We start from the raw sequence: 13,027 nt of genomic DNA on the forward strand, positions 1-13,027 counted from the left end.
GTGCAGTCAATTTTACTATATTTGGCGCGATGGATTTTGGAACACGCGTAAATACCTGGTGGAGCCGCAAGTGGCTCGACACGCTCCTGGAATCGGCCGACGAGCAGGCCGTGAAGCAGGGGCTAAAGTTCGTGGAACACGGACAGGTAACGAGCATCGACATCATCGACAACCGCGTGATTTCCGTAGTGAAGGGCCCGAACGGCGGCGTCCACAACAACTACATCGTATTCCCGAAGTTCAAGGACGAGAAGGCCGACGTGTTCATGAACCTGCTGATGCAGCAGCCCGCCGAGATGCTCGCGCTCAAGAACGGGGCGATGAACCCGCCGCTCGAACTTCTGCTCGCAAAGAGCGGGCTCACGCTTTTCGACAGCATCGCCGACGTGAAGATGGGCTGCGACTGCCGCGACCCCGTGCCCTGCAAGTACATCGTGGCGACCTTCGTGAAGATTGCCGAGCAGGCCGATTCGAGCCCCAACCTGCTGTTCAAGCTGCACGGGCTCGACCTGGAGGCCTACCGCGAGCACCACACGCTGGAAGCGAACCTCGAGGCCCCGCAGGAACAGAAGATCGTGCGCGCCCTGGGCGGCAAGAGCAAGATTTTCGAACAGACGATAGACAACCGGCTCGACTTCGCCGAGGATTCCAGCGACAGCTTGTTTGCAAACTCGCAGGGTTCCGTCACCCGCACGCCCCGGCAGATACTTCCGCAATTCGATTTCGATTCCTGGAAGGACTACTCGCGCATACTGCCCGCGATGCTGCCCAACTACCCCAAGTTCTGCCCCGCCGGGAACTTCCGCAAGAGCTTTACCGACGAGCTGGAAGGCTGCCGCAAGTTTTTCGCAAACTACGAGTACTTCGACCAGTTTCTGGAGCACTACCGCGTAAACAACTCCAAGACGTTTATCGCCGAGAACGAGGCCCTGCGCATCTACCACAAGAACGGCTGGCGCTGGCATTTCGACCACCTGAACGAAGGCGGGAACGTCATCGAGACGGGCCTCAGCGTGCCCCAGGTAATGGGAGCCGTGAGCTGGCTCGGGGGCCGCAACCTCGCCTGGCACCACTACACCGCATGCTACCTGTTCTTGCTACTGAAGGTGGCGTTCCACCTGGTACGCACTGGCGCCATCTACCCGCAGGTTTTCTGGACGCACAAGGATGTCGCGCAGGTGCGCTGGCTCCCCGCCGAAATGCTGCCCGATATCCTCGGGATTGTCGCGGACCTCGAGGCGGCCGCCCCGCAAAAGTTCGCGTTTACCGCCCGCGAGGAGGAATTCGTGGAAATGGCGGAACCCGCGGAACAGGTGCTCTCGCTTTTCATCTCGCAACTGCTGCGGTTCGCGCACACGTACAAGCCCGCGCTCAAGACAAACCACGGGAACCTGCTCTCCTTCTTCTTCACGTGCGTCTCGGGCAGGCTCGCAGGCAACATGCTCTCCGTACCGGCGGGCATCCAGAAGTGGTTCTCTGTCTATTCGAGCCTCGACTTCCGCACGCAACTGCTATTCAAGTGCTACGAGAGCGGCGAGCAGGTCGCACTCGAAGTTTTCGTCATCGATACGGACAAACTCACACCCCTTTCTACTTTATTCGAAGAGAACGATGCGCGTCTGCTCTCGATTTTAAACATCCTGAACGGCATCGCAGATTCCTTCAAGCCGATGGGCACCTACATCGAGAACCGTGCGGCCTCCCCCATCATGATGCAGGGTGCCGTACTGCTCCAGTTTTTACAGGATTGCCTCAAGAAACTCGAGATTTTCGGCATCAAGACCGAAATCCCGAAGAACCTGATGAACGTGGGCAAGCCCAAGCCCAAGATTCGCCTGCAGGGCAGCATGAGCTTCGGCGCGTTTACCGCGAACGACCTGCTCGATTTTGACTGGGAAGTGGCGATTGGCGACGAGAACGTGTCGGCGGAAGAATTCCTGGAACTTGCCGAGAATGCGGATGGGCTATTAAAATACAAGTCGCAGTATGTGGAGGTGAGCGCCGAGGACCTGCAACGCATCCGCGAACAGATTGAAGGCCGCGCGAAAGGTGCGAAAGGCCCAGATGCGGGTACGGAAGGCGCCGCAGACAGCGAAAACGCGGGTAAAGACGGCGCGGGTTCCGCCGCAGGTAATGAAAGCGCGGACAGCGAAAATGCAGACGACGCCCCGGTCATCACGCAGGCGAAACTCGTGCAGGCGTGCTTCACCGGAGAATGCGACGGCATCCCGGTCGACATGGCGGGCGAATTCAAGCAGCAGTTCGATTCCTGGCGCAGCGAAACCGAAGTCGCCCTCCCCGAACACCTGAACGCAACCATGCGCCCCTACCAGGTGCGCGGCTACTCGTGGATGTACAAGAACCTCGAAATCGGTTTCGGCTGCATCCTCGCCGATGACATGGGCCTCGGAAAGACCCTCCAGGTCATCGCGTTCCTCCTCAAGATGCACGAAGAAGGCAAACTCGCCGAAAAGAAGGCTCTCGTGGTGATGCCCGCGGGCCTGTTGTGCAACTGGCAGGTCGAAATCAAGAAGTTCGCACCCGACCTCACGTTCTTCGCCTACCACGGCGGGAGCCGCGACCTCGAAAAATTCCACGCCGATGTGCTGCTCACGACCTATGCCACCTTCCGCAAGGACTTCGAAGAACTGAACGAACGCCCGTGGCAGGCCATCGTCATCGACGAAGCGCAGAACATCAAGAACGCCGACAGCGAGCAGAGCAGGCTATTGCGCCGCATGCGCGCCCCCATGAAAATCGCGATGAGCGGCACCCCCGTCGAGAACCGCCTCATGGAATTCTGGACCATCATGGACTTTGCGAACCGCGGGTTCTTCCCGAGCGCAGCCGAATTCCGCGAAAAGTTCGAAACGCCCATCCAGAAAATGGGCAACGAGAAGATGGCGGAAACGTTCCGCAAGATTACGGCACCCTTCATGCTGCGCCGCCTCAAGACCGACAAGAGCATCATCAGCGACTTGCCCGACAAGATTATCCAGGACGAATACGCCGAACTCACCAAGCCGCAGGCCGCACTGTACCAGAAGACGCTCGAGCACTTTATGCAGGAACTCGAGATGGAACAGGCGCTGAGCGAGAAGGCGAACGACGCGCACGCGCTATTCAAGCGCAAGGGAATCATATTGCAGATGATTCTCGCCTTGAAGCAGATTTGCAACCACCCCGCGACATTCCTGAAGGGAGCCGCCGCATCGCAGGAGAAGATCGCTGAGCCGGCCGAAGCGACACCAGCAGAAAATGTGCCGGCCACAAGCGCGCCAACAACAAGCGCGCCGGCACTTTCCTCCGGCAAGATGCAGATGCTCCTCGACCTGCTCACCTCCATCCAGGAACAGGGCGAAAAGACGCTCATCTTCACGCAGTTCGCCGAAATGGGATTCCTGCTCGAAAAGACCATTACGGAGGAACTCGGGCTCCACACGCACTTCTACCACGGCGGATGCACGCAGACGCAGCGCACCTCCATGATCGAGGACTTCCAGAAGAACCCCGAATGCAAGGTGCTCATCCTCTCGCTCAAGGCGGGCGGTACGGGCCTCAACCTCACCGCCGCATCGCAGGTCATCCATTACGACTTGTGGTGGAACCCCGCCATCGAAGCGCAGGCCACCGACCGCGCCTTCCGTATCGGGCAGACACGCAACGTGCAGGTCCACAGGTTCATCACCAAGGGAACGTTCGAAGAAAAAATCAACGCGCTTTTGGAAACCAAGAAGTCCATCGCGAACATGACCGTGAGCGCGGGCGAAACCTGGCTCGCTGACATGGACGACAAGCAGCTCGGCGAAGTCTTCGGGCTCGACAACACCCTCGTCTAGCAAGCCTCCAGCACAGGCACATAACGCAAAAGGCCGCCGGAGCGACCCTCTTATTAAAACTTAATCTATTTTGATTTCACTTTTTCTTTGATGAAGAAAAAGTGTAAATCCCCGCTAGGTTCATTTTCTCTTTGTACTATATTGGTCCCATTCACACAAAAAACTTGCGTTTCTTCAATCATCCAATTTCCAGGGAATTTTTTCGTAAACCATTCCTTATATTTCTCGCGAAACGGAACCAACTTGTACACAAAATAACACAGAGAATCACAAATTTTAGGATTTTCTTGGAGATTCCCGTCTGTTATAGGACAGTAATATCGGTCAACGAGACCTAATCGATAATGGATCGAATCACCCTCATCTCGTTTAAATTTTTCGATATACTTTAAAACAGAATCGGCATCTACATAGTCAGGGCAATACACGCCATTTACAACTTTATATTCAAGTTCTTTGTTATTCTTTTCACCTTGTCCAAAAACAAGACAAAAAGAAGAAAGCAACAATAAAAAAAGCAACTTTTTATTCATTAGAATAGAATTCCTTCTTTTATATTGTAGCAAGCACCTGAATTATTCACATCAATCCACGCATTTTCCCATATAGGAAAGCCATCTATTTCTGCATTGTAATAATAGTCATAATCAACAAGAACAAAATTTAAAGAATCTATTTCTGCAACTTCAGCCTTCGAATTCCATTTTTCTATACAATAACTAAAGGCATCCTCTGAAATACTACGCACAACATAAACAAAGGAATCTTCTTCAACACTGCAATAGTTTGAATTATCACAATGATTTTTTCGTCCAGATGTATTAAAGATCTTTTTCGCAATATCTTTATCTAACCGGCAAGGATAAGGAACAGGGACGTCGCTATCCGAACAAAGAGGGCTTTGACTCTGTTTTGGATGAGTAAAACAAGAACAGAGAATCAAGCATAGTGAAAGAATTAAATGCTTTGAAATCCTCATATAACTGACGACATTCATTAAGAAAGGCCTGATTTCTATTCGGCCCAGTGGTTGCCGTTGTAATTCTTGGCAGTGTCGGCATCCATGCCGATTTGGCGCACAAGGTCTTCCATGCTGGCAAATTTCTGTTCGGGGCGCAGGTAGGCCATCAGGTCGAGCACCAGATGCTGCCCGTAGATATCCTCGCTAAAGTCGAGAAGGTAGGCCTCAATAGCCATCTGGTGAGGCCCGGGCGCAGAGGGCTGCACGCCGATATTCACCACGGCGCGGCAAATGCGGCCATCCGCAAGCCTCGCGGACGCCACGTACACGCCGGATTTCGGCAGGAACTTGTACTGTTCCACCTGCAGGTTCGCGGTCGGGAACCCGATGGTATGCCCGAGGCGCTTGCCCACGACTACGGTTCCGGAGAGGCGGTAGGGTCGCCCGAGGTATGTCTGCGCGCGGGAAACGTCGCCGTTCAATAGCGCGTTGCGCACGGCAGAAGAACTCACGCGTTCGCCCTTGTGCAGCACTATGGAAAGCATCTGCGTGCTGAGTTCCGGGAACGCGGCGGTAATCGTCTCATAGTTGCCCTTGCCACCCGCGCCAAAGCAGTGGTCGTGCCCGAAGAACATGGAGCACACGCCGCGCTTCTCGATGAGTTCCTTACGGACAAATTCATCGAACGGGAGTCTAGCGACTTCGGGCGTAAACGGCAGCACCAGAAAGTCGAGCCCGAGACTCTCGATGAACTCTCGCTTTTCTTCGGTGGTGGTAAGGAGCAGCGGGTCGCCGGGGCCACGCAACACGTAGTTGGAATGGGGTTCGAAGGTGATGACGGTCGGAATCCAGCCGTTCACTTCGGCGACGGCCTTCAGGGTGCGGAAAAGCGCCTGGTGCCCCAGGTGGCACCCGTCAAAATTACCCATCGTCACGGCACGTTTCATTCGTCTTCCCCTAGATATATCTTCGGGCAAATACGTCCCGGTTCATAGCGGCACACGCTCAGCACATTGCCATTCGCATCGGCAGCAAACACGAGCCTTTCGCAATCGTCGCCACGGCCCTGCTGCTTTTCAACACCTTCAATGGCTTCGCGCCACGGGACCCAATTGCCCTTGCGGATAACCGCCATCTGGTCTGCATCGAGTTTCACGACCGGAAAGTCGAGCACCTGCTCCACGGACTTGAGGTGTTCGCGCGTCAGGTCTTCCCCGCGCACAGCAGATTCCACAGAGACCTTCCCGATGCGGTGGCGACGAATCTGCGAGACGCACCCGCAGGTCCCGAGAGCACGGGCAATGTCGCGCCCGAGCGCACGCACGTAGGTTCCCTTGCTGCAAACGCACTCGATATCGAACGTCGCAAATTCCTTGCCGGAGCATCCTTCGGTAACGCCGCCCTCGCCCACAACCTTGAGCGACTCGATGTGGATGCGGCGCGGCTTCATCTCGAAATCCTTCCCGCGTTCGGCCCAGTCGCTCGCGCGACGACCGTCAATCTTCACCGCGCAATAGCGGGGCGGAACCTGGTCGATATCGCCCGTGAACTGCGGAAGAACGCTTTCAAGGGCGGTGCGGTTCACTGCACACGCAGGCCCCTGCTCCACGACATCGCCATCCCATTCGAGCGTGTCGGTCTCGTAGCCCAGATGGAGCCTGAACGTGTAGCACTTGTCCTTCGCCTCCACGTAAGGCAACAGGCGCGTCGCACGCCCGGTGGCAGCGATAATCAAGCCCGACGCCCGCAAGTCGAGCGTCCCGGCATGCCCCACGCGCTTAGTACAAAAGACCCTTTTCAACGGGAAAAGGGCCTTGAACGATGTTTCGCCGGCAGCTTTGTCCAGCAGGATGAATCCCGAAGGAGCCAACTAGAGTTCCCCTTTCTGCTTCAGCTCGGCGAGGATTTCCTCGATGTGCATCGCATGTTCCAGGTTCTCGTCCAGCACGAACTTCAGTTCGGGAATCTTGCGTATCTTGAGCGACTTACCCAGCACGCCGCGGATAAAACCCGCGGAATTGTTGAGGCCTATCAGGGAATCGGTCTTTTCCTTGTCGGTACCCATGACGGACACGAGAATCTTCGCATAGCTCAGGTCCTCGGTAATCGTCACGCGGGTAATGCTCGCAAGGCTGCTCACGCGAGGATCCTTCAAGCCCTTCTGCAAGAGCTTTCCGATTTCCTCGCGGAACTGTTCGCCCAGTCTGTCTGTTCTGCGACTCATTAGGCGTCCTTTTCCTCGGCGGCCTTCTTGGCCTTCTCTTCGGCTTCTTCGCGGGCGACGTCTTCAAGCGTACGGGCAACCTTGACTTCCTTGAAGAAGATGAGGCTGTCGCCTTCCTTGATATCGTCGTAGCCCTTGAGGCCGATACCGCACTCGAAACCACGAGCGACAGACTTGACGTCGTCCTTCATGCGCTTGAGCGACTGAACCACGGTCGTACCGAGTTCCACGCCGTTGCGGTACACGCGAACGTGAGAGGTGCGGTCCACTTCGCCGTCGGTAACCATACAGCCGGCGATGAGGCCGATCTTCGGAATCTTGAACACCTGGCGGATTTCGGCTTCGCCCGAAAGTTCCTCGCGCATGATCGGCTTGAGGAGGCCTTCCACGGCGTTCTTGATATCCTCGATGCAGTCGTAAATCACGCGGTAGTTGCGGATTTCGATGCCTTCCTTCTGCGCCATCTCGCGGATAGAGAGCGAGGGCATCAGGTGGAACGAGACGATAATGGCAGATGCGGTCGTCGCAAGCAGAATATCGGATTCCGTAATGGTACCCACACCCTTGCGGATGATGTTGACGCGCACTTCCCTGTTGGTAAGCTTTTCGAGGGATGCGGCAAGAGCTTCGGCAGAACCTCCCACGTCGGCCTTGACGATGAGGTTGAGTTCGGAGAGCTTGCCTTCCTTCTTGTCGTTGAAGGAGTTCTCAAGAGAAACGGTCTTGCGGGCGCGCAGGTCGCGTTCGCGAGCGGCCATGCGGCGCTTGCTCGCGATCTCACGTGCCGTCTTTTCGTCGTCGACCACGATAAGGTCGTCACCGGCCTGCGGCGTACCGTCGAAACCGAGCACCTGGCACGGGCTGGAAGGCGGCACGGCCTTGAGCTGCTCGCCACGTTCGTTGAACATGGCGCGCACGCGACCGGCGTAGATACCACACACGAACGGGTCACCCACATGGAGCGTACCGTTCTGCACAAGGATCGTAGCCATGGAGCCCTTGCCCACGTCGAGCTTGGATTCCACGACGGCGCCACGGGCGTGAGCGTCCGGGTTCGCCTTGAGTTCCTGAACTTCGGCTTCGAGCGCGAGCGTTTCCAGGAGCTGGTCCATGCCCTGGCCCGTACGGGCAGAGACTTCCACACAGCTCGTGGTACCACCCCACTGTTCCACTTCCACGCCGCGTTCGGCGAGCTGGGCGCGGATCTTGTCGGGGTTCGCCGTCGGAAGGTCGATCTTCGTGATGGCGACAACCATCGGGACCTTCTCGCGCTTTGCAAGATCAATACATTCTACCGTCTGGGGCATCACCATGGAGTCGGCAGCCACGACGAGCACAATCACGTCGGTCACCTGAGAACCGCGGGCACGCATGGCGCTAAACGCCTCGTGACCCGGAGTATCGAGGAAGGTCACCTTGCCCTGTGCCGTCGTTACTTCGTATGCACCGATGTGCTGAGTAATGCCACCCGATTCGCCAGAAACCACGTGGGTCTTGCGGATCCAGTCGAGGAGAGAAGTCTTACCGTGGTCCACGTGGCCCATCACGGTCACCACCGGATGGCGCGGCTTCAGGTTTTCCTGGGATTCCTCTTCCACGCCGAGAGCTTCCTCTTCGTATTCTTCCATGAGCTGGGCCTCGTAGCCGAACTCGTCTGCAAGAATCTGGATGGTCTCGAAATCGAGGCGAGCGTTGATGGTCACCATCATGCCCATCTCCATGCACTTCGCAATCACGCGGGCAGGCATCTGGTCCATAAGGCCGGCGAGTTCGCCCACGGTAATGAAGTCGGAGGTCTTGAGAATCTTCTTCTCTTCGCCGGAACCGTTGTCGTTGTGTTCCTTGCGATAAACTTTCTTGACAGGCTTCTTGGAAAGGTCGGCCATCACGCGCGAAACGTTCTGGCGTACCATTTCCTGCTGCTGTTCTTTCTGCTGTTCCTGGCGGTCACGGCTGTTGCCACGGCGATTCTTGTCGTTGCCATGACGGCCATTCTGGCCCTTGCCCTGAGCGTTGCCGCCCTTGCCGGCATTCTGCGCGCCCATACCGGATGCGCTCGCGTTGAACGCCTCCTGCATGGAACCGCTGGAGAACCCGCCGTTACGGCCGGTGTAGCCGCCGCGGGAACTGCTTGCGCCACCCTGACCGGGCCTGCGCTGGCCACCGTTACGGTTATCGCCCGGGCCGCTGCTACGCGGGCCGAACGAGCCGGTGTAACCCTGGGCATTGCTCGGGCCACGTCCACCGGGGCCGGGGCGACGGTTGCCACCCGGACCGCGGCCGCCCTGCTGTTGCTGCTGGCTCTTCGCGATACGCGCGAGGATTGCTGCATCGGGCTTGAAGACCTGGGCCTTCATCGGGGGCTGCTTGAGTTCAGTATTCGCCGTCATCATCGTCGGCGCTGCCGGTGCGGGTGCCGGAGCCGGAGCTGCAACAGGCTTTTCGGGAGCAGCAGCGGGTTTTTCGGCAGCCGGGGCCTGCGGCTTCGGAGCCTCAGGCGCGGCAGACGCAGGAGCGGGAGCGGGCTTCGGAGCGGCAGGCGCTTCGGCCTTGGCGGGCTCGACCTTCGGGGCCTCGGCGGGAACCGCGGGGGCAGCCGGAGCTGCCGGTGCGGGAGCGGCCGGCTTTGCCGGGGCTTCGGCAGCGGGCGTTTCGGCAGCGGCAGGCTTTGCCGCAGCCTTCGGCGCAGCGGGCTTGGCCGTCGCCTTCCTAGTCGTGGTCGCCTTCTTGAGGCTAATCTTCACGCCGTCCTTCGTCGTCGACGTAGTCGTCGACTTCTTCTTTTCGGTAGAAGATTCCGCATCGGAAGATGTGTTCTTCTTCAGGTTCTTGGTGCGGGCTTCCTGCTTCTTCTTTTCATCGGCGACGGCCGCTTCGATCTTTTCGAATTCCGAAGCGTTCACCTTCGACACCTGCGTCAACACCTTGACGCCGTTGTCGCGCAACAGTTTCACGACGAAGTCACTCTTGACTCCGTGTTCCTTAGCCCAATCGACCGGTTTAATCTGTTCTTCAATACTCATTAATTAGCCTGTTTATTGATCCCGTTTTTTAAGAGAGACTAGCCTTCCTCTCCCTGTTTTTCTGTATTAGCAAAGAGGGATTCTGCCTTGCTTACAGCACTGTGGCGAAGTTCGTGAGCACGCGGAGCCAAGACCTGGGCCTTAGCATCGGCGTCCTTCTCGGACCATTCCTTCTCGCCGAACACGTCGAGGTCACGTTCCACGAGCTGGGAGGCAAGCTTCACGTTCTGGCCGTTCTTGCCAATTGCCTGTGCGAGGTTGTCGTCGTTGATGACCACCACCACGCGGGAAGTGCCCGGCACTTCATTGAGCATCACGACGTTCGCCGGAGAAAGCGCACGGGTGATGAAGGTCTGGATATCCGGATTCCACTGCACGATATCGATGCGTTCGTTGCCAAGTTCGCGCACGATGGTCTGCACGCGGGCACCCTTCATGCCCACACATGCGCCGACCGGGTCGATCTTCTCGTCGCGGGAGTACACGGCAATCTTGGCGCGGTAACCCGGTTCGCGAGCAACGCCCTTGATTTCGACGGAGCCTTCGTAAATCTCCGGAACTTCCTGGCGGAAGAGTTCCTTGAGGAAGTCGCCGCTTGCGCGGGAAAGCACGACCTGCGCGCCGTTCTTCGCGGATTCTTCCACGCGGGCGATGACGGCCTTCACGGACTGGCCCTGCTGGAGGCGTTCGTGGCCAATCTGTTCGCGGGGCGGAATCATGGCTTCGGTCTGCTTGCCCAGGGAAACAATCACGTTGCGGCCTTCGAGGCGGAGCACTTCGCCGCTGATCATGGAACCGATGCGGTCCTTGTAGGTATTCATGATCTTCATGCGTTCGGCATCGCGGATCTGCTGGGTCAAAAGCTGCTTGGCGGTCTGGATGGCCTGGCGACCGAAGGAGGTGGTCGGAACTTCCATTTCGAGGAAGTCACCCGGCTGCGCGTCCTCGTTGTATTCCTGCGCCTCGGCAACGAGCATGTAACCTTCGTCCATCTCCTCGACTTCCTCGGCGGTCATGTTCGGGTCGTAGTCCGGATAGTCGTCCACCACTTCGACGCGGAGGAACACGTGGATTTCGTTCGTTTCCTTGTCGATATCCACTTCAATCTTCTTGTCGATGTGCAGGTACTTGCGTGCGGCAGAAATCAGGGCCTGCTTGAGTGCGCCCTCGATGACGGAGTCGTCCATGTTCTTGGCGTCCATCACTTCCTTGAGCACTTCAACCAGATTAACCTTGGGTTCGTTCTTTTTAGCCATTTTAGACCTTCCTATTATATTTGTACATCTACTTTCGCAACCAGCACCTCGGAGCGGGGAACGACCACGTCGCCCGCGTTACCCTTGAGGGTGAGCGTCAAACTTTCTTCGTCTGCAGCCTTGAGCTTGCCCGTAACGGGCTTACCGGTGCTGCGCGTGACCCGCAAAAAGCGACCGATGTTGCGGATAAAATCGGCGACCGACTTCAAGGGGCGGTCCAACCCGGGGGACGAAACTTCGAGCGTGTACGCCCCCTCGATAATCTCCGGGTCCAGGTCGAGGGCATCGGAAAGGTGACGGCTCACGCTTGAGCAGTCGTCTATCGTGACGCCTTCGGGCTTGTCGATATAGAGGCGGAGCGTCTTGCGCTTGCCCGCACGGAACATATCCTGTTCCACCAACGTGACGCCTACGGCCTTGCATGCCTCGGCGATAAGCGTATCCAGTTTCTGGTTAGCCAAATAGACCTCGTATAATAAACGGCGTTCGTATACGGCCCCGAATTCTGCTCATTTAAGCCGAAATCGGGTCCACGAACGTCAAGACGCACCAAATAGAGAAATTTTTTCGCCTTCGGGCAACCGGCAAGGCCGGAAACAGGGGCTGTTGGAGGGGAAAGCGGGGCTTACTTTATGGTCCAGCGTTCCAGTTCCTTCCACCAGTCGGCAAGCAGGTCGCCCTTCTCGATGCTGTTTACCAGCTTCTGCTTGGCCTCTTCTTCGTCAAAGCGGCCAACGCCCTTGAGGGTTGCCCCGAGGGTAAAGTACGTTTCGCCCTTGCAGGAACTACCGTTCAGGGCCACCACCTCGGTGCAGGTAACGCCAAGTCCGCCTTCCTTGCACTTCGGGTCCGAAAGTTCAAGGCTCAGCACGAGCCCGATTTCGCAGGCGGAATCCAGCACCGTCTGCAAGAACACCTTCTTGGAAAGCTCCTGGAAAATCTTCGCGCCTTCCTCGGCCTCGAGCACGCCTTCAAAATAGATGTGGTAGCGGCTCTTGAATTCCTTGTAGCCTTCCTGGGCCTTCTTGTAGTTTTCCTCAATCTCCGCCTGGTTGTCGGCAGCCCCGAGGGACTGCAGCACCAGGGCAGATTCCCTGTAACGGGAATAGGCGGCAGTCATCTTGTCGTAGTTTGCGAACTTCTCAAGCGGGTGGTTCGTCATCTCGAGCACTGCCATCGAAGACACCAGCGCATCGCGGGCACTCTGATAATCCTCGCGGTAGGGCTTAGCCGCATCGGTTTTTGCCATGCAGGCCACCACACCGACAACGCCTTCGCGGGCAACAGTCTCCAGCACACGCACGTCCTGGCGATTCCTTATGGTAGCAGAAACCTGCGAGGTACGCTCGTACGAAGATGTCACGCTCTCCTGGCCTTCGGCATTCACATCAGAACCGACCTGTGCCTTGCTGATGGAGGTAACCGAACTCTGAATCTGGATGGCAATCTGGTTCACCGCGTTCTCGAGAGCGTGGTCATAATCGCCCGCAAGGCCCGACCCGCGGAGGTTACCCTCGGGGCAGGTAAACAGTTCAAGTTCGTGGGATACCGGCACCTGCGGTGGCGGAGGGGGCGGCGGAGTCTGCTGCACGACTTCCTTTGAAGAGCAGCCGAGAAGGATCAGGGCCATACCGCCCATGGCAATTATGTTACGCGAGAGTTTCACAAATCACTCCTAAAAGCACTGTTTTTACGCAAATAATATAATTTAAATGTGGTGTTAG

Annotated in this window: 10 protein-coding genes; 1 reads left to right on the forward strand and 9 read right to left on the reverse strand. The window is 57.1% G+C overall.

Translation table 11 applies throughout. The annotated features are described in order from the left end of the window. Positions 1-29: 29 nt before the first annotated feature. Positions 30-3,839 (forward strand): SNF2-related protein, encoded by a 3,810-nt coding sequence (locus CRO08_RS13395; RefSeq protein ID WP_097036605.1) that lies wholly within the window; start codon positions 30-32, stop codon positions 3,837-3,839. 65 nt (positions 3,840-3,904) lie between these two features. Here the strand turns inward: CRO08_RS13395 and CRO08_RS13400 are convergent, their stop codons facing one another. The 9 genes from CRO08_RS13400 to CRO08_RS13435 form a co-directional block, all read right to left on the reverse strand. Beyond that, complete coding sequence (locus CRO08_RS13400) at positions 3,905-4,372, reverse strand: hypothetical protein (protein ID WP_097036606.1); 468 nt, start codon at positions 4,370-4,372, stop codon at positions 3,905-3,907. Continuing rightward, complete coding sequence (locus CRO08_RS16795) at positions 4,372-4,836, reverse strand: hypothetical protein (protein WP_141398380.1); 465 nt, start codon at positions 4,834-4,836, stop codon at positions 4,372-4,374. Before CRO08_RS16795 ends, CRO08_RS13400 begins: the two co-directional genes overlap by 1 nt. Before the next feature lie 17 nt (positions 4,837-4,853). After that, complete coding sequence (gene ribF, locus CRO08_RS13405; protein ID WP_097036607.1) at positions 4,854-5,747, reverse strand: riboflavin biosynthesis protein RibF; 894 nt, start codon at positions 5,745-5,747, stop codon at positions 4,854-4,856. Continuing rightward, entirely contained in the window at positions 5,744-6,670 is a 927-nt protein-coding gene (gene truB / locus CRO08_RS13410; protein ID WP_097036608.1) for a tRNA pseudouridine(55) synthase TruB, read from the reverse strand. The genes ribF and truB overlap by 4 nt, the downstream gene beginning before the upstream one ends. Next, positions 6,671-7,024, reverse strand: coding sequence for a 30S ribosome-binding factor RbfA (rbfA, locus tag CRO08_RS13415; protein ID WP_072808365.1), 354 nt, complete (start codon positions 7,022-7,024; stop codon positions 6,671-6,673). Continuing rightward, positions 7,024-10,047 carry a translation initiation factor IF-2 gene (infB, locus tag CRO08_RS13420; RefSeq protein WP_097036609.1) on the reverse strand — a complete coding sequence of 1,008 codons (3,024 nt, stop codon included), beginning with the start codon at positions 10,045-10,047 and terminating at the stop codon, positions 7,024-7,026. Before infB ends, rbfA begins: the two co-directional genes overlap by 1 nt. 38 nt (positions 10,048-10,085) lie before the next feature. Further along, a complete protein-coding gene (nusA, locus tag CRO08_RS13425; protein ID WP_083535450.1) occupies positions 10,086-11,303 on the reverse strand; it encodes a transcription termination factor NusA in 1,218 nt (405 codons plus the stop codon). 14 nt (positions 11,304-11,317) lie between these two features. Then, entirely contained in the window at positions 11,318-11,764 is a 447-nt protein-coding gene (gene rimP / locus CRO08_RS13430) for a ribosome maturation factor RimP (RefSeq protein ID WP_097036610.1), read from the reverse strand. A 164-nt stretch (positions 11,765-11,928) separates the two neighbouring features. After that, on the reverse strand, positions 11,929-12,969 hold the full coding sequence (locus CRO08_RS13435; protein ID WP_097036611.1) for a hypothetical protein: 1,041 nt from the start codon (positions 12,967-12,969) through the stop codon (positions 11,929-11,931). Positions 12,970-13,027: the final 58 nt, after the last annotated feature.

Source organism: Fibrobacter sp. UWT3, assembly GCF_900230125.1.
Lineage (GTDB): Bacteria > Fibrobacterota > Fibrobacteria > Fibrobacterales > Fibrobacteraceae > Fibrobacter.